At 53.4% G+C, this 18,606-nt stretch carries 12 protein-coding genes; 11 read left to right on the forward strand and 1 reads right to left on the reverse strand.

Translation table 11 applies throughout. The annotated features are described in order from the left end of the window. Nucleotides 1–53: 53 nt before the first annotated feature. Entirely contained in the window at nt 54–1,601 is a 1,548-nt protein-coding gene (locus tag NSQ46_RS08630) for a methyl-accepting chemotaxis protein (protein ID WP_341342276.1), read from the reverse strand. A gap of 269 nt (nt 1,602–1,870) precedes the next feature. On the opposite strand from NSQ46_RS08630, the gene NSQ46_RS08635 reads away from it, so the two are divergent. From NSQ46_RS08635 to NSQ46_RS08685, 11 genes are all read left to right on the forward strand, one after another. Then, complete coding sequence (locus tag NSQ46_RS08635; RefSeq protein WP_007127615.1) at nt 1,871–2,773, forward strand: LysR family transcriptional regulator; 903 nt, start codon at nt 1,871–1,873, stop codon at nt 2,771–2,773. Between the two features lie 537 nt (nt 2,774–3,310). Next, nucleotides 3,311–4,501: a glycine C-acetyltransferase gene (locus NSQ46_RS08640; RefSeq protein WP_144867528.1), complete on the forward strand. Its 1,191-nt coding sequence runs from the start codon at nt 3,311–3,313 to the stop codon at nt 4,499–4,501. 16 nt (nt 4,502–4,517) lie between these two features. Further along, the gene (locus NSQ46_RS08645) at nt 4,518–5,486 is read left to right on the forward strand and encodes an NAD-dependent epimerase/dehydratase family protein (protein WP_144867530.1); all 969 of its coding nucleotides are present in this window, start codon (nt 4,518–4,520) and stop codon (nt 5,484–5,486) included. A 31-nt stretch (nt 5,487–5,517) separates the two neighbouring features. Further along, on the forward strand, nt 5,518–6,087 hold the full coding sequence (locus NSQ46_RS08650; protein ID WP_077567572.1) for an XRE family transcriptional regulator: 570 nt from the start codon (nt 5,518–5,520) through the stop codon (nt 6,085–6,087). Nucleotides 6,088–6,528: 441 nt separating this feature from the next. After that, entirely contained in the window at nt 6,529–8,784 is a 2,256-nt protein-coding gene (locus NSQ46_RS08655) for a helix-turn-helix domain-containing protein (protein WP_341342275.1), read from the forward strand. 289 nt (nt 8,785–9,073) lie between these two features. After that, on the forward strand, nt 9,074–10,003 hold the full coding sequence (locus tag NSQ46_RS08660) for an ABC transporter permease subunit (RefSeq protein WP_232239426.1): 930 nt from the start codon (nt 9,074–9,076) through the stop codon (nt 10,001–10,003). Nucleotides 10,004–10,018: 15 nt separating this feature from the next. Continuing rightward, nucleotides 10,019–10,915, forward strand: a complete 897-nt coding sequence (locus NSQ46_RS08665; protein ID WP_007127624.1) for a carbohydrate ABC transporter permease — start codon at nt 10,019–10,021, stop codon at nt 10,913–10,915. 180 nt (nt 10,916–11,095) lie between these two features. Next, nucleotides 11,096–12,697, forward strand: coding sequence for an ABC transporter substrate-binding protein (locus NSQ46_RS08670; RefSeq protein WP_050953996.1), 1,602 nt, complete (start codon nt 11,096–11,098; stop codon nt 12,695–12,697). 19 nt (nt 12,698–12,716) lie between these two features. Then, nucleotides 12,717–14,138, forward strand: coding sequence for an alpha-L-fucosidase (locus tag NSQ46_RS08675; RefSeq protein ID WP_341032695.1), 1,422 nt, complete (start codon nt 12,717–12,719; stop codon nt 14,136–14,138). 373 nt (nt 14,139–14,511) lie between these two features. Further along, nucleotides 14,512–16,176, forward strand: a complete 1,665-nt coding sequence (locus tag NSQ46_RS08680) for a DUF4091 domain-containing protein (RefSeq protein ID WP_341342273.1) — start codon at nt 14,512–14,514, stop codon at nt 16,174–16,176. 698 nt (nt 16,177–16,874) lie between these two features. Continuing rightward, nucleotides 16,875–18,335, forward strand: a complete 1,461-nt coding sequence (locus tag NSQ46_RS08685; protein ID WP_341342272.1) for a PLP-dependent aminotransferase family protein — start codon at nt 16,875–16,877, stop codon at nt 18,333–18,335. The last annotated feature ends 271 nt before the right edge of the window (nt 18,336–18,606 follow it).

Raw genomic sequence — 18,606 nt, forward strand, 5'->3', positions numbered from 1 at the left:
CTCTTCTTTTATGTACTGAAAGCGTTCAAAGCCTTGGCAGGCGAATGAGGCATTTAATCGGTCGCCTCTTTCGCCAACTGGTCCATGATGCCGTTCAAGTCCGTGACCAGCGCTGCCATAAGATCCGCGGCATCCGACACCTGCCGGATGGATGCGGCGTGCTCTTGGAAAGCTTCGACGATGTCGTGAGCGTGGGCGGCCGTATCGTTCGTAAAACGGGTCATTTCTTGAATCGAATGATTCATCCGGTCGGAGCCGGCGGACAACTGCTGCGTCGCGGCGGATATTTCCTTCATCTGGTCGGAAGACTGTTTCACGGCATGGTGGATGACATCAAACGAGGCCCTCGCCTGATCGACGACCCGTACTCCCGAGCTCATATTGTCGTGGACTTGGCCGATGCTGCCGAGCAGATCGGCGGTTTCCCTATGTATGCTGTCAATCAGTTCGGTGATTTCGCCGACAGAGGCCGAGGATTGCTCGGCGAGCTTACGTACTTCGCCGGCAACGACGGCAAATCCCCTGCCCGCTTCCCCGGCTCTTGCCGACTCAATCGACGCGTTTAATGCCAGGAGATGGGTTTGGCTTGCAATGCCTCGGACTACCTCGAGAATATCACCGATTCGGGAGACGTGCCGGTTCAGCACCATCAACGTATTCCGGCTTTGGTCGACCGAGTGACCGGTATTCTTGATTTCGGATAAAATATTGCCGATGATATGACTGCCGAATTCCGCCTGTCGCGCGGATTCCTCGGAGGCCCCGGCGGCTTCCGACGCCGATGCTGCCGCATGGCGGATGCTTCCGCCAATTTCGAGAATGATGGCACGGTTTTGCTCCATCGCAGCCATCTGTTCCCTCGTTCCATGAGCAATGTCCTCGATGATCTTCCCCAGATGTTGACTTAGTCCGGTGCTTTGCCTGGATTGCCCGGCCAGCCGCTCAGCGGTCTCCTTCAATTGGCGGGTGGAGTCGGCCAGCTTAGACGTGATGTCATTCATCATCGCAGCACGCTGCTGATGCTGCGCCTCTCTCAAGGATGCTTCGATCCGCAGAGTGCTGTGAATTTGCCAGCTGGTTGCAGCCGAGGTAAGAATGAGAAATACCGCATGAATGATCAGCATCGTCAAGGAATAGCTCGTCGTTCCAAACACAAGCTCCGGAATAAGAAGAAACCCGAGAATATGCTGCGCGGCAAATATGCCGGTCATGCAGAAGATGAGCTTTATATTTTTATAGTAAGAGAGGGCCGCGATCACCATGAAGATGGAAAAGTGAAATTCGACATGCCCCCCTGCGCCGGCAATGATCGAGATGCTGCCAAGGGTTAGGACTAAGGTATGCATATAGGGAATACACGGGTGGTCCGGCTTGCGGCTGTAAATGACGAGCGTAACCGCCAGCAGCAGTGCAGGCAAAACAAGCAGCACGTTCAGGATGGCTCCGAATTGGCCTTCCATTTGGGCAGAGGAGAGCATCTCCTGGGCGTGCATGTTTTGGTCGAACACATGGAACCTGCGGGCTAGAAGATGTACAATAGCGGTAATTCCGATAATAGCTAGCGATACGGCATTCATAAGTTTGTTCTTACGGTTCATCATGGGCAGGGATCGGACTCCTTTTCATTTGGCAGGGTGCAATAGTAGGTTCTGCGTATACCTGTGCTTGGGATAAGTACAATGGCGCAGAGGAAGTGCTTTTCTTCAGATCAAGAATTCTGGACTTAAAATATACAGCTTAAATTTTAAAGATTTCTTGTAATTATGTTATCGGCCGCATGGCTCAAAAAATAAAATTTTATGCCATTGGTCCTTCGTGAACATGTAAAAGATCAGCGTTAAAGTCCGGTGTTAGAAGGGGGAGATCTAGGGTGACATTGCAGCAATTGAAGTATGTGATAGAGGTTGCGGGCCGGGGCTCGATGAATGAGGCGGCCAAGCGTTTGTTTATCTCTCAGCCCAGTCTGTCCAATGCGATCAAGGACCTGGAGGAGGAGCTTGGGATAACCATTTTCGAACGGACGAACAAAGGAATCATCCTGTCCAAGGAAGGGGCCGAGTTCCTAGGATATGCCCGGCAGGTCGTCGAGCAGGCGGAGCTGCTGGAGGGAAGGTACCTGAACGCCAAGCCGTCACCGCAGCATTTCTCGGTGTCGACGCAGCATTATGCTTTTGCCGTGAATGCCTTCGTCCATTTGGTTCAGGAGTACGGACAGGAGGAGTACGAGCTTGCGCTCCGTGAGACGAAGACTTATGAAATCATTCAGGATGTGAAGACCTTCCGCAGCGAGATCGGAATCCTGTACCTTAATGAATTTAATGCCAAGGTCATCAACAAGCTGCTGAAGGACGCCGGTTTAGAGTTTAACAGCCTGTTCACAGCGAAGCCGCATATTTTTATCAGCGTCCATAACCCGCTTGCCAAGCAGTCCATCGTCACGATCGAAGAGCTGCAGCATTATCCGTACCTGTCCTTCGAGCAGGGGGAATACAACTCCTTCCATTTCTCCGAGGAGATTCTGAGCACGTTGTCGCATAAAAAAAGCATCCGGGTCAACGACCGTGCAACTTTGTTCAATCTGCTGATCGGCCTGAACGGCTATACGATTTCCACGGGCGTGCTCAGCGCGGATTTGAACGGCAACGAGATCATTCCCGTTCCTCTGGCGTGCGATGAGACGATCAACGTCGGCTGGATTCATCATAAAAATATCGCGCTCTCCAAGCTGGCCACGGCCTATGTGGAGGCTCTGCATGCGGCGATTGCCGATTGACCGGGCTTTCGCACAGGGCTGTCATAGCTGATCTCGAATCCATAATATATCTGAAAGCATCCTCCGGGGTAATGATAGGAAAGACGCTTTGTCTTTTTTGATCATGGCACGGGGGATTTTTTATTTCGTAGTCTAATATAACATATATTTGTGCGAGATATTGCATATATGTGAGGTTTTGCATACAATGGAGTTGTAATTGATAGGATGTTCAGTGCGAGTTTAAAAAGTCGGTTTTTCAGCACCGAAGCCCATGCTTCCGAAGTGCGTTTTTCCAAAACGCTTTAGTTAGACGAAGCTAGGGAGTGAGGAGCGGAGCTACACGTTTTCGCAGAAAACGCCTTCGAAAGCATCTGCTGTATTGGGTACGTGAGCACCTACAATGTTTCCGCAGGAAACATACTTCGGAAGCATCTGCTTAGGCCCGGCTGAATTCAAGATTCGATGCCGAGATACTTCTTGACTCCCTTCGTGATCAAAAAATGACTTTTTGAACAACCTCTTTCAGATTCATCATCCATTTAGGAGGGAAATGATATGCCAAGTCACTCGTTAAGCGCTTTCTTGCAGCAGAATTTAACCGAACTCAAGGAGCAGGGGCTCTATAATACGATCCAGCCGCTCGAAAGTCCGAACGGTCCGGTCATCAAGATTCAAGGACGCGAATTCGTAAATTTGTCCTCCAACAATTATTTGGGCCTTGCCAATGACGAGCGGCTGAAGGAAGCGGCAATCCGGGCAACCCGGGATTTTGGGACAGGAAGCGGCGCCGTGCGCAGCATTAACGGAACGCTGTCGCTTCACGTGGAGCTTGAAGAGAAGCTGGCCCAGTTCAAAGGAACGGAAGCCGTGCTGTCGTACCAATCCGGGTTCAACTGCAATATGGCGGCCATTTCGGCTGTGATGGGAGCCGGGGATGCCATTCTCTCGGATGAGCTGAACCATGCTTCGATCATTGACGGCTGCCGTCTGACGAAAGCGAAGGTGATTCGCTACAACCACTCGGATATGGATGATTTGCGGACGAAAGCCCGCGAGGCGAGAGAATCCGGGCAATACAATAAAATTATGGTTATTACCGACGGCGTATTTTCCATGGACGGCGATATCGCCAAGCTGCCGGAAATCGTGGAAATCGCGGAGGCCTATGATCTCATTACTTATGTTGACGATGCCCATGGCTCCGGCGTGCTCGGGAACGGAGCGGGTACTGTGAAGCATTTCGGTTTGTCGGACCGGGTCGATCTGCAGATCGGAACGCTGTCCAAGGCTGTGGGTGTGGTCGGCGGTTACGTAGCGGGCTCCCGCGACTTGATCGACTGGCTCAAGGTCCGCAGCCGGCCGTTCCTCTTCTCGACCGCACTGCCTCCTGGTGCAGTTGCAGCGTGCATTACGGCGATAGATATCCTTCAGAACAGCAAGGAGCTTCAATCGAAGCTGTGGGAGAACACCCGCTATTTGCAGGAAGGGCTCCGGCAGCTCGGCTACTCGACCGGCGCTACGGAAACCCCGATTACGCCTTGCATCATCGGGGACGAATCGACGACTCAGAAATTCAGCACCCGTCTATATGAAGAGGGAGTGTACGCCAAAGCGATCGTATTCCCGACGGTGCCGAAAGGGACGGGAAGAGTGCGCAACATGCCTACCGCGATCCATACGAAGGAAATGCTGGACCGCGCGCTTGCGGCATACGAATCCATCGGACGCGAGCTTGGTCTGATCTAAGAAGGAGGCATGATTCATGAAACGAATCTTGGTCACGGGTGCACTCGGTCAGATCGGTTCGGACCTGATCGTAAAGCTGCGGCAAATATACGGCGACGAAGCCGTGCTGGCAACGGATATTCGCCAATCGCAAAGCGAGGCGGTGCAGAGCGGACCGTTCAGGCTATTGGATGTCACGGACAGCAAGGCGTTCTATGACGCGGCTAAAGAGTTTCGAGCGGATACGATAATCCATCTGGCGGCTCTGTTGTCAGCGCGGGCGGAATCGAACCCGGCGCTTGCCTGGAATCTGAATATGGGAGGCCTGCTGAGCGCGCTGGAGACGGCACGGGCGTTGTCATGCCAGTTCTTTACACCGAGCTCGATCGCAGCCTTCGGGGCGGATACCCCGAAGCGTGCGACCCCGCAGGATACGCTGCAGCGTCCACTGACGATGTACGGAGTCAGCAAAGTGTCTGGCGAGCTGCTGTGCGATTATTACCATCATAAATACGGCGTGGACACGAGGGGACTCCGTTTTCCAGGGCTAATCTCCCACTCCGCGCCACCTGGAGGAGGAACGACCGATTACGCGGTCGACATGTATTGGGAAGCGGTTCGCAGCGGCTCATACACCTCCTATATCGAGAAAGGAACGTACCTCGACATGATGTATATGCCGGATGCCATATCCGCGATCATCACACTGATGGAGGCAGACGGTTCACGGCTGAAGCACCGGAACGCCTTTAATGTGACGGCGATGAGCGTTGAGCCTGAATCGATCGCTGCCAGCATCCGCCGGCATATCCCGGACTTTAAGCTGGATTATCAGGTCGATCCGGTCCGCCAGTCCATTGCGAACGAATGGCCGGACGCGATTGATGCAACTTGCGCACGCGAAGAATGGGGATTTGATGTACAATATGATTTGAACCGAATGACGGATGATATGGTATCAAAGCTTACGGAAAAGCTGCGGGCGGATCAGAGCAAAATCAGCTAGCCGTTAGGTACCGAAGGAGGATATTGTACGATTGGAACCCATTCATAAAAAGGTAGGGAGAAATTTACAAGCCATTCGAAAATCGAGGGGCCTCAGCCTGGACAATGTATCGGAGCTGACCGGCGTAAGCAAAGCAATGCTCGGCCAGATCGAGCGGGGGGATTCAAACCCGACGATATCGGTGTTATGGCGCATCGTAAGCGGTCTGGGGATATCATTCACGACGCTGATTGAGGAAGCGGAGACCGAGGTGACGGTCGTATCGCCTGAGGATGTGGAGCCTTTCCATGAGGCAGAAGGCGCATACCGGGTGCATCCATTGTTCTCCTACAACCTTCGCACCAAATTCGAGTCGTATATGGTCATCATGGATCCCGGCTGCGATCATGGATCGGAAGCGCATAACGACGGCGTTGAGGAATATATATTTGTCCACCAGGGAGAGCTCGAGCTCTGGCGGGAGGACGAATGCTATACGGTGCCTGCGGGAAGCTCCGTGCATTTCGCGGCCAATCGTCCCCACCGTTACCGGAACCCGGGGAACGAGATTACGAAATTTTATACGATTATTTTCTATGCGGATGCCGCGGCACGCGGATAAGCGGCCTGAGAGCGGGAAAGCCTCAAGTGCCGGGGCGTATCCAACCTCATGGTATCCACAGCAAGTACAGGATCGAGCATCCTGTACTTGCTTTTTTATGTTTTTTTCCTAGACACCTTCGTTGTCCCCCCGCTTCATTTTTGATCGCATCCGACCTGCCGGCATGCCTGATTCAACGCTCCTATCCGCCTAATACCAGAGACATGTTTTTCAGTCCCTGCCCATAAAAGTGTTGGTAAACCCCGCGTTTTCTTCTAATATGAAGCTAATACTTCAAATGCAGGGATCGGAAGCAAACGAGTTCCGAAGGAAGCCGTTGGCTTTTGATTAGAAAGCGCTTCCAGCGGCTCCGGCGGTTCCGGGCCAAACACGGTCAGCGTGTCTATCGGCATGGCTGACGTATCGGGATGGATGAACAACCTTTTGGGTAGGGGGATGTCTATGGGGAACAAAGCTTGGTTTTACCGTCAGCTGCTATCGTATATGCCCGTCTTTTTTATTGTCATTTCCTTTGTGTTTTTCGTATTTTTCCAAATGCTTGGCGAACAGTCGCGGCAGGGAGCGGTGCAGGCCAATGAGACGATGATCCAGCAGGCGATGCGGTCGGTGGATAACTCGCTGAAATCCATCGATCAGATGCTGGTGCAGGAGCTGCTGTTTAATCCGGATTTGTCCGATTTTTTCAGCTCCGAGGACCAGGATGACGTTTACTTGAACATGCAGGCCGTACAGGCGATGAAGCAGTTCAAGGTGTCCAGTCCCCTTGTGGATTCCATGGCGCTGGTACGCACGCAGGACGAATATGTTCTAACCACATCCTCCGCCTTCAAGCTTCAGGACTATGCGGATTATGCTTTCCTTAAACCCTACTTGAGCCGGAAAAACAGCGAGGCCCATTGGAGCGGCGTCCGGGATTTTCGGGAATTCAGCTTTAACAGTGCACGGCAAACGGTCACGCTGGTTCGGGACGCACCGTTCGTATCCCGCGGCCGGGGGCTTATTGCAGTCAATATCAAAGTGGATGCCATTTTCCAAATGGTTCAGGGGATGTATAACTCGGATGTCAGCTTTATCCGAATGAAGGATGCGGACGGCCATTCCATGACGCCGGGCACGATGGCGGCGGAGGAGAGAGAGCCGGTGTCCAGCGCAGTTTCCCCGTACACGGGCTGGGTATATGAGGGCGGCCTGACGCAGGGCAGAGTAGTCGGCATCGTAAGCCAGCTGTACAACGTGTGGTTCATGGTAGGCATATTGATGTGTGTGGCCGGCATTGTATGGATCGTTTATGTTACACGCAGAAACTACAAGCCGGTAGAGGCCATCGTGTCTCAGGTTCAGAAGTATACACAGACCAAGACGAATGCGCTGCTTCACGGCCGCAAGCAGGATGAGTTTGCTTTCATTGAATCGGCGCTTGAGAGCATATTGGAGCAGTCCAACAGCTTTCAGCAGCAGCATCGCGAGGATTTGCTGCTTCGGAAGGCTTATTTGTTTCAGCAGCTGATCGAGGGGCAGTATCCGCTGCAATTGGAGCAGTGGAATGAACAGAGGGATGTCATTGAGCTGCCGGATCTGGCCTCTCCTCAGATCGTCAGCGTGATGGAGATCGATAAGTACGCTCACTTCTGCGAACAGTACCGGGAGCAGGATCAATATTTATTGAAATTTGCTTTGAAGAGCGTTGTTCAGGAAACGGCAGCTGCACGGGGAGCCGTCCTTTGGGCGGAATGGACATCCGCATCGAAGCTGGGCGTTATCATCCAGGTCGATCCGGCTCAGGATAAGATGCAGGAGGCTGCTGTAATCTTCGAAGATGCCCGCCGGTGGGTGGAGGAGCATCTGAAGCTGACCGTAACGATTGGCATGGGAAAGCAGGCAGAGCAGTATACGGAAATTCCGGAGTCGTACAGCCAAGCGCTCAAGGCATTGAAATATAAAATGATTCTCGGCGAGAACAGGATCATTCCTTACGGACAAATCGCCGGCGAGGAGCGCGGACATGCGTTTGATTTTCTGAATCAGATCCGTTCCATCGCCCAGTCCTTTCGGATGGTGAATCCGGATTGGCGGGAGAAATATAAAGCCTTGATCGAGCATATTGAGAAGAATATGCTGGACCGGGACGGGGTTCACAGTTTAGCGGATTACTTGATCTATGCGCTCGGCCGGGAGTTATCCTGTATGGCTAAGGAGTTTCAGGACGTTTGGCTAAACGAGGGCCAGCCTCAACTGCGGCATGCGCTGCAGCGATCGGACACGCTGGAGCAGCTGCAGCAAAACTGCGGCGAGGCGCTCTCGTCCTTGTACGAGGGCATGGCAGCAGTCCTCAACGGACGCAATCACGCTGATACGATCCGGCGAATTCGGCAGTATATGGAGGAGAATTCGGCGAATCCCGATCTGTCGCTGAACTACTTGAGCGAACAGTTCCATATGAATTGGAAGACGCTCAGCAAGCTGTTCCGGGAGGAGACGGGCCAGAAGTTCGTTGATTATTTGATTGAGCTGCGGATCACGCATGCCCGAAGGCTGCTTGTCGAGACGGCCCTGCCCGTTCAGGAAATCGCGACCAAGGTCGGATACTCGAATGCCATCTCATTTGGCCGAATGTTCAAAAAAACAGTGGGCCTGTCCCCTGGCGAGTATCGGGACCAGGCGGCTTCCGGGGACGCAAATCGGATCGCCGAAGGCTAGAACCGAGACGCGCCCCAGATTCTGGACGAGGCTTCAAAATCCCGCGGAATGCGCTATTCTGCGGGATTTTTTTCATGCGGGGAGTTTGGTTTAGCGGCGGAAAAAGGTTTATCCGTCTGATGCTTGCCTGATCTATGGCATCCAGTCTGCTTCGCGGAAATACGTTGGGCCGGCGAATCTTGTTTATTGAACAGCCGGGGCGGCTTCCCCTAGACTAAGGGTCATCAAATCGATAAGGAGGGGTAGCCCGGTGGCTCGCATGAGCAAAACAATGGAAGCAACGGCCGGAATGAATGTCCCATTGCACAAGCCCGGAAGCAGAACAAGGAAGAAGCTGATGAAGCATTGGCAATTTTACCTGCTCGTGTTCTTCCCTCTGCTGTATATCGTCATCTTTAAATACGTTCCGATGTTCGGCGTTCTGATTGCATTTAAAGAATACAACGTCGTTCAGGGAATATTCGGAAGCCCCTGGGTGGGATTCGATTATTTCAAGCAGCTGTTCGAGGCTCCGTTCTTCTGGCAGTATGTCAGAAATACGCTAGAAATCTCCTTGTACGGACTGCTCGTCGGTTTCCCGGCGCCAATCCTGCTTGCACTGGCCCTGAATGAAATTCGAAACGGAAGGTTCAAGAAGACGGTTCAAATGGTCACGTATGCGCCTTATTTTATTTCGACCGTGGTCATCGTTTCGATCCTCATCGTGAATTTATCGCCGAATACCGGACTCATGTCCAATCTGTATCGGGCGCTAGGGCTTGAGCCCGTCGATTTTCTAGGCATCCCGGGGCTGTTCAAGTCCATCTACGTCTGGTCCGATGCATGGCAGTTCACCGGTTATGGCGCCATTATCTACATCGCGGCCCTCGCCGGCGTGAATCCGGATCTGTACGAGGCGGCCAGGGTGGATGGAGCGACCCGGCTTCAGAAGATCATCAACATCGATATTCCGAGTCTGTTCCCGGTTATCGTCATCCTCCTGATCCTGAATCTAGGGAATGTAATGAGCCTTGGCTTCGAGAAAATCTATCTTATGCAGAACCCACTCAACCAGAATACGTCGGAGGTCATCTCAACGTATGTGTACAAGGTCGGGCTGCTTGGAGCGAACTTCAGCTTCTCGGCAGCGATCGGGCTGTTCAACTCCGTCATTAACTTTATTTTGCTGGTTATCGTCAATTTTGTGTCCCGCAAGGTATCATCCACGAGCCTGTGGTAAGAGAGGAGGATTCGCATGAGCAGAACCGCTATTCGGGAGTCTGTCCAGGACCGGTTGTTTCTCGGCTTGGTGTATTTGTTTCTGTCGGTTATTCTAATCGTCATTCTGTTTCCGCTGCTGCACATTGTAAGCGCATCCTTTAGCTCGCCGGGGGCTGTATCCTCCGGTAAAGTGTGGCTGTGGCCGGTCGATGTGACGCTGATCGGGTATAAGGCCGTATTCCAAAATTCCAATGTGCTGATCGGATTCGGCAACTCGCTATTTTATGCGGTGGTCGGCACCCTCGTGAACGTGGCGTTTACCGTCATGCTGGCTTACCCGCTGGCCAGAAAAACGTTCTATGTCCGCAATATCATTATGATGCTGCTGGTGTTCACGATGTTCTTCGACGGGGGCTTGATCCCGAACTACCTGCTCGTCAAATCGCTGGGGATGCTCGATACACGATGGGCGATGATTATTCCGGGAGCTCTGGCCGTATTTCAGGTGATCATTGCCAGAACGTTCTTTCAGACCACCATTCCGGAAGAGCTGGCCGAAGCGGCAGAGATGGACGGGAGCAGCGACATTACCTTTTTTCTAAGAATTGCCCTGCCGTTATCCAAGCCGATCATTGCCGTGCTGGCTTTGATGTATGCCGTCGGACATTGGAATTCCTACTTCAACGCCTTGATTTATTTGAAGGACAGCAGCTTGTTCCCGCTGCAAATTTTTCTAAGGGACATTCTGATTTTGAATTCCGTCAGCGCGGAGATGGTCACCAACGTGAACGAGCTGCTTGTCCGCGAAGGGATGAAGGACCTGCTGAAATATTCACTGATCGTGGTAGCGAGCGCGCCGGTGCTGATGATTTACCCGTTCGTGCAGAAGTATTTTGTCAAGGGAGTCATGATCGGTTCACTCAAGGGATAGCTCACTGGAGTGAAGCCGAAGGGAAGGAGGTGAGGCACAGACTGTCATGCAAGCGATTCATCAGCTATGGGGGTAAATGTAGAAGCATTTGATTGGAAGATGGTAAGACTTGCGTTCTAATTCCATTCATGAGGAGGAGTTCGTTTGAAGAGAACCATCGTATGGCACTTAAGTTTGATTATGGTCATTGTCTTGGCGCTATCGGGCTGCTCGAAGCCGGCAGAACCCAAAGGAGAAGGGGGAAGCACCGCTAAGACGGGGGATCCGGGATCTCCGGTCGAATTGACGGTATTCGCGCCCCAGTCCGCAGGGATCGAAAGCCTGGACGTCAATCCGTTCTCCAAGCATATTGAAGAAAAGCTGGGCATCAAATTTAAATGGAATACGACCCCGGATGCCGTATTCAACGACAAGAAGCTGCTTATGCTGGCCAGCGGAGATTATCCGGCCCTCATTATGAACGCCGGCATCTCAAAGGCGGATCAGATCAAATACGGTATGCAGGGCGCATTCATTCCGTTGAACGATCTGATCGAGCAGCATGCGCCGAACATTAAGAAGGCGATGGAGGAGATTCCGTACCTGGCCCCGGCCATGACGGCGCCGGACGGCAACATTTATGCCTTGCCGAAGGTGAATGAGTGCTTGCACTGCACATATGGCCAGCGGATGTGGATCAATACGACATGGCTGGAGAAGCTGGGGCTTGAAATGCCCCAAACCACGGATGAATTCTATGAAGTGCTGAAAGCCTTCAAGGAGAAGGACCCGAACGGAAACGGCAAAGCCGATGAAATTCCGCTGACCACCTCGCTTGATGTGTGGGGAGGAGGAGTTGACGCCTTTTTGATGAATGCCTTTATATATAACAATGGCACCTCGTATTTGAGCGTGAAGGACGGGAAGGTTATTCTGTCCGCGACGGAGCCTGAATGGAAGGAGGGGCTGAAGTACTTACGGAAGCTGTACAGCGAGGGCTTGATCGACAAGGGCGCGTTTACGCAAAACGGCGATGCCGTCAAGCAGCTGGGGAATAAATCCGAGAATGTGGTCGGTGCGGTCGGCTACGCCCTGATCAGCAGCATGCTGGATACAACGGACGCGAAGCCGCGCCATAAGGAGTACGACGTCGTTCCGCCGCTGAAAGGGCCGAACGGTGTACAGCTGGCAGGCTACAGCGTAGGCGCGGGGGATGGATCTTTTGTCATCACGAATAAAGCGACGGAGGAGGAGCGGATCGCCGCCATTAAGCTGGCCGACTATCTGTTCTCGGAGGAAGGGACGGTCATGACCTCTTGGGGGTTTGAAGGGGACGGCTGGAGGAAGGCGGAAGCCGGTGCGCTTGATTACAATGGCAAGCCGGCCAAATACGAGGCCCTGAAGCGGGATGTGCCCGAAGGGACGCCGGATGTTACTTGGTGGCAGCTCGGGACGATGCTGATGGTCAACTCGATCCGCGAATCGTTCGTCGCGCCTGAGGATCCGCTGGGCAACGGAGCCTATGAATACCGGCTGTGGCTGGCTGCCAAGAAATATGAGCCGTTTGCCAAGCCTGAGCTCGTGTACCCGACTGACGTGTTCATCGATCCGGCCGACGCCACGTTCATTGCGCAGATTCAAAAAACGATTCAGGATTACGTGAAATCGAACCTGGCCCAGTTCGTAACCGGCAGCAAGGATATCGAGAAGGATTGGGACGCTTACGTAAGCGGGTTTAAAGGGCTGCAGCTGGATAAATATCTTGAAATTCACCAGAAAGCGCTGGATAACCAAGGTTCGTAACAGACGGGAGGTTTATCGCTTGCAAAATAGGATCGAATACGCGGCTCGCATCCAGCCGACACAGCGGCAATTGGCCGTTCAAGACATGGAGTTTTACGCATTTATCCACTTTACGGTAAATACGTTTACCGATATGGAGTGGGGAACGGGGAAGGAGGACCCTGCGCTGTTCAATCCCACGGAGCTGGATGCGGATCAGTGGGTAGAGGCCTGCGTCAGCGCCGGCATGCGGGGCTTGATCCTTACATGCAAGCATCATGACGGGTTCTGCCTGTGGCCGAGCCGGTATACCGAACATTCCGTAAAGAGCAGCCCATGGCGCGGCGGCGAGGGCGATGTGGTACGGGAAGTCGCGGAGGCCTGCCGGAGGGGCGGGATCAAGTTCGGCATCTATGTCTCCCCTTGGGACCGGCATGAGCCGACGTATGGAGATTCACCGCGGTATAATCAGTTTTTTCTGAACCAATTAAGGGAGCTGCTTACGGGGTATGGCGAGTTGTTCTGCGTATGGTTCGACGGCGCCTGCGGCGAAGGGCCGAACGGCAAGCGCCAGAAATATGACTGGGAGGCGTATTACGCCCTGATCCGGGAGCTGCAGCCGGGAGCCGCCATTTCCGTATGCGGTCCCGACATACGCTGGTGCGGGAATGAGGCGGGGCATTGCCGGGAGTCCGAATGGAGCGTCGTCCCTGCGTCCCTGCGCGAAAACGAAGCGATTCAGGAAAAATCCCAGAAGACGGACGACCGCGAGTTTGCCCGCCATTACAGCTCGAGCGAGGAGGACCTTGGCAGCCGCAGCGTCATCCTGAGTGAGCGCGAGCTGGTGTGGTATCCGGCCGAAGTGAATACGTCGATCCGCCCGGGCTGGTTCTACCATGCCTCGGAGGACGATAAGGTTCGGCCGCTTGCAGAGCTGCTGCATATTTATTACGGCTCGGTCGGGGGCAACGCCACCTTCCTTCTGAATATTCCGCCGGATCCCCGCGGGCTGATTCACGAGAACGACAGGCAGCGGCTGCGGGAGCTGGGCGAGGTGCTGCGCGCTACGTTCAAGACGAACCTCGCTGCACAGGCGCATATTGCGGCATCGGAGACGATGCCGGGGTCCGATGCCGCGAACATGCTGGACGGGGACAAGGACACGTATTGGTGCCCGGAGGAGGGCACCGAATACGCCGTGATCGAGGTCGATCTCGGGAGCGAGCAGGAGTTTGATCATATCGTGCTGGCTGAACACCGATATGGGCAGCGGGTCGAACGGTACGAGCTGGAGTACAGGGAGGACGGTGCCTGGAAGCCAATCTGCCGCGGAACGGTCATTGGCCGCAAGCGGATCTGCAAGTTTCCAGCGGTACGGTCCAGGTACATCCGGTTTACCATTTTGGAATCGCGATGGTGTCCGAACATTTCCGCGATCGAGGTGTATCGGGGCGTTGACTGAAGCTGGGTTGAACCCCTGCGGTTGGAGCTGACCGAGAGCGTTCATTGATGAATTAATGAACTAAACATGGGGTTGGATGCAATCTTGGGGCTGGATCGGCGCTACCATTGGTCATGGGGGCAATACCCGGGTGCTACCATTGGCCATGGGCAAGACCGGGCAACGATGAAGCGCTCTTGGCGCGTCCCAGGGAGCGTATCACGATTCCATGTTGGGCCCAAACACGTTCGTACTTGCAACAGAGAGGCCATCTTCTAGGAGGATGGTCCCCTTTTTTATCGAAATCATTTTTTTCTCGTGCAAGTTCCGCGAGTTCGCTAGTATGATATACGAAAGATTGATCCAAATCACGATAGAGAGGATGCATCGCCGAATGAGCAATATTCCAACGTTCGAGACCCGGCTTCTCAGCTCCTTGTCCAAAGTGTTTGCCGATGAAGAGCTGGCAGCCGCACCGTATGATGCAGGGGCGGCTTTCCTGAATGAGACGTTTTCTTTTCAAGTGGCTTACCGCTCAAGTCAACTGATGAAAAATATCCGCGTCGTTGTCGAGTCCGAGCTGAGCGAGTACATTTCCATTCGCTCTGTAGGTCTTGTCCCTTCGGACCTGCCGACGTACCATGACCATGACGAGTTCATATTAAGAAGCACCCCGGGGTTATACCCGGATCCGTTATTTCCTCTCGCTGCAGACGCAGCTGTAACAGGGCGTCCGAGCCAGTGGAGAAGCTTATGGGTTACAGTTGAGCCGGATTCCGGCAGAGCGGGCGGTATATACGATATCGGGCTCCGGTTTGAGACGGATTCGGGAGAGAAGCTTGCCGAAGAGACTTTCCGGCTGGAGCTGATCCCAGTTGTGCTGCCGGCGCAGACGCTGATTCATACCGAGTGGTTCCATACGGATTGCCTGGCAACCTACTATGGTGTCGATGTGTTCAGCGAACGTCATTGGCAGCTGATCGAGCAGTATATCCGGACGGCGGCAGAGCACGGGATGAACATGATGTTGACCCCGCTGTTTACTCCCCCGCTGGATACCGAAGTGGGCGGCGAGCGCCCGACGGTGCAGCTCGTGGATGTTGAGGTTCTCGGCGATGGCTCCTACCGATTCGGATTTGACAAGCTGGACCGCTGGACCGATCTGTGCGACCGCTGCGGCATTCAATACCTAGAGTTCTCCCATTTCTTCACGCAGTGGGGGGCGAAGCACGCGCCGAAAATTGTGGCGAACGTAAACGGGGAGAGCCAGAAGCTGTTCGGCTGGGAGACCGATGCATCGGGTGAGGAATATCAAGCCTTCCTTAGACAGTTCATTCCGGCTTTAGTGGACTGGATCGAGGATCATGGGCGTGACGACAGATGTTATTTCCATGTGTCCGATGAGCCCCATGCCTCCCATATTGAGGCATACGGCCAAGCGAGCCGTTTAATGAACGAGCTGCTGCCCGATTACCCGATTATCGACGCGCTTTCCGATTTTTCGTTCTATGAGGAAGGGCTTGTAAAGCGCCCGATTCCGGCAAGCAACCATATCGAGCCGTTCCTCGAAGCCGGAGTCGAGGGGCTGTGGACCTACTACTGCTGCTCGCAGTATAAAGAGGTGTCCAACCGGTTCTTCAACCTGCCTTCCGCTCGAAACCGCATTCTTGGCATGCAGCTCTATAAATACAACATCGAAGGCTTCCTGCATTGGGGCTACAATTTCTGGTACTCCCAGTACTCGCGGCGGGCGATCGATCCTTATCGGGTAACCGACGCGGACAGCGGCTTTCCGTCCGGCGATGCGTTCCTGGTTTATCCAGGCGAGGACGGACCGGTGGAGTCGATCCGGCTGAAGGTGTTCCATGAAGCGCTTCAGGATCTCCGGGCGCTGCAGCTGCTGGAGCAGCAGATCGGCCGTGAGGCCGTGCTGGAGGCGCTGGAGGAAGGGCTGGAAGAGCCGATCACATTCAAGACGTATCCGCGTGATGAGAAGTGGCTTCTGTCCAAGCGGCAATGGATTAATGACAAGATTAAGGAGTCGATGGCGGTTAAATAAGGGAAAAGGGAGCAGAGGTGGATGGTCACCGCGCGTACCGCTATATTCCCGAGATCATTCCTATATACAAAGCCAAGACAACGACATAATTACAGGGTTCGTACTGGTGATATGCGTAGCTGCTATGATTGCATAATCTCTATTCCCGGCCACTCTCACGAAATTGGTCCCTTTCAAATGCTTGCCGCTTCGATACAATGTATCGGAGCGGCTTTTCGTTTTGCCCAGACCGATAGGCTCCCCGGCTCCCTATAGGTAGACAGGTGATAAAGGAGGAAGTAACTTGTTTTGCCGAGAGGAGTTTTTTAGATCTAAACCTTTAATAACTTGCAACAACCTAACCTAATGATTGGACGGGTAGTTGCCCGAACAGGTGAAAACTAGGGTAGAATTAAGCAGTGCAGTACCAGCGATCATCTGATCTTAGGGGCTGTCAATCACAGATATAGAGTAATTCGATTCAAAAAAGCACCGGGTGGTTGTTAAACTTTTATCACGATTACCGTATAGGAAATTGCGAGTTCTGCTTCGATTCCAACGCCGAATTTCGTCGGCATGGAACAAACTGTTTTCTTTGAGCCATCATTGGACATGGGGCGTCACGTGGCAAGGCAACCACACCGGTCATGAAAGCGACAGGTCGTGGTTCTAGTAGACCATTCAAAAATATGCCATGATTGTGGCAAGGGGGTTATGGGATGTATTCCGATTTTACGCTAGCGGATGACCGTCCGGCTTATATACAGGTCAAAGATTATATGAAACGGCTGATGACGACCGGAGCGCTGCAGGCGGATCAAAAGCTGCCGTCTACGCGGGAGCTCGGTTCGCTGCTTCACGTCAGCCGCAACACCGTGCTGAATGCCTACTCGGACCTTGAGGACGAAGGCTATATTTACGCCGTCAAAGGCCAGGGGCATTTCGTGATCCCCTCGATCAACACGAATGAAACGGAAGCGCAGCCGGCAAATGTACAGCTGGACTGGACTTCGCGCTTGAACGACTACGCGAGGCTGGCGGAAGCGAATGACTTGATGAAGCACGGCATCCGTGCCGGCAAAGGGGCGATATCGTTTACGAGCATCGCACCCGATGAGAAGCTGTTCGATCTGCAAAATGTAAAGCGCGCCTTCCTTGACCGAATGTCGCTGGAGGGAGAAGTCCTCCTCAATTACGGCTATGCCAAGGGCTACAAGCCGCTGATCGATTATTTGCTTCACTATATGGAGAATAAAGGCGTTGATGTAACGGGCAAGGATCTGTTGGTGACCAGCGGCTTTACAGAGGGACTGAGCTTGGTGCTTGCAGCCTTGAATAAAGGCCATGGCCGCATCCTATGCGAGAATCCGACCCACCATACCGCCATTAAAAATTTCAAAATGCACGGTTACGCCATCACCGGCGTTCCGATGGAGCAAGATGGCATCAGCTTAACGGACCTTGCCCGCGAGCTCGCGGCTCGCCCTTATGATTTGGCGTACCTCGTGCCTTCCTACCATAATCCAACGGGGATCGTGATGTCGCCGCAGAAGAGGCTCGAGACTTTGCGGCTGCTCAGCGATTATGAGACGCCGGTGATAGAGGACGGCTTCAATGAGGAGCTCCGGTATTCCGGCTCGCATATCGCGCCGCTCGTCGCCTGTGCCGGCGGGGGAAACAACAGCGTGATTTATTTGGGCAGCTTTTCCAAAATTCTGTTTCCAGGACTGCGCGTCGGCTGGGTCCTCGCGGATAAAACCCTGATCGATTACCTCGAAAGCGTGAAGCGTGCGCGCAGCATCCACACCTCTACGCTGGACCAGTCCCTGCTTTACCAGTATCTCTATAACGGCAATTTCGAGAAATACCTGAAGCGGGCCAAGGCGGAATATAAGCGAAAATATGAGCTGGCCAAAAGTTGCTGCGAAGAATGGCTGCCGCAGCACCGGCTGTCCGGAGACGGCGGGCTCCACGTATTCGTTCAATTCGAGCAAGGCTTGCGGACGCGCGAGCTATTGGAAGCCTGCTCCGCGCAAGGCGTGGTGTTTACGCCCGGGGATATTTTCTACACCGACGGCGGCGGGCAGCATACGATGCGGCTTGGATTCTCTCGCGTTTCCGATGACAACATCCGGAAGGGAATCCGCATCATCGGCGAAACCGCCAGGAGGATGGTCTAGAGATTGTGTGGGTTTAGATGTCTAGTTTAGGGGTTTCCGAAAGTGGAAGGCTTGGAAAGTAGAAGAACTTGATTGCAGATGGGCTATATTAGGTGTTCTCGAAGTAAGGCTTCGAAAGTAGAAGAATTCGAAAGTAGAAGAACTCGAAAGTAGAAGAACTCGAAAGTAGAAGAACTTGAAAGTAGATGAACTCGAAAGTAGACGAATATCATGCTTGAAGGAACTAAACACTGCAGCGAAGTCCAGAAGGAATGGGACTGAGCCTTGGCTG

Source organism: Paenibacillus sp. FSL M8-0142 (assembly GCF_038597315.1).
GTDB lineage: Bacteria > Bacillota > Bacilli > Paenibacillales > Paenibacillaceae > Paenibacillus_AQ > Paenibacillus_AQ lactis.

Bases quoted from the DNA above. Each gene is read 5' to 3' on its own strand.
- NSQ46_RS08630 (WP_341342276.1), bottom strand. From the start codon at position 1,601: ATGATGAACCGTAAGAACAAACTTATGAATGCCGTATCGCTAGCTATT.
- NSQ46_RS08640 (WP_144867528.1), top strand. From the start codon at position 3,311: ATGCCAAGTCACTCGTTAAGCGCTTTCTTGCAGCAGAATTTAACCGAA.
- NSQ46_RS08645 (WP_144867530.1), top strand. From the start codon at position 4,518: ATGAAACGAATCTTGGTCACGGGTGCACTCGGTCAGATCGGTTCGGAC.
- NSQ46_RS08655 (WP_341342275.1), top strand. From the start codon at position 6,529: ATGGGGAACAAAGCTTGGTTTTACCGTCAGCTGCTATCGTATATGCCC.
- NSQ46_RS08660 (WP_232239426.1), top strand. From the start codon at position 9,074: ATGAATGTCCCATTGCACAAGCCCGGAAGCAGAACAAGGAAGAAGCTG.
- NSQ46_RS08665 (WP_007127624.1), top strand. From the start codon at position 10,019: ATGAGCAGAACCGCTATTCGGGAGTCTGTCCAGGACCGGTTGTTTCTC.
- NSQ46_RS08670 (WP_050953996.1), top strand. From the start codon at position 11,096: ATGGTCATTGTCTTGGCGCTATCGGGCTGCTCGAAGCCGGCAGAACCC.
- NSQ46_RS08680 (WP_341342273.1), top strand. From the start codon at position 14,512: ATGAGCAATATTCCAACGTTCGAGACCCGGCTTCTCAGCTCCTTGTCC.
- NSQ46_RS08685 (WP_341342272.1), top strand. From the start codon at position 16,875: ATGTATTCCGATTTTACGCTAGCGGATGACCGTCCGGCTTATATACAG.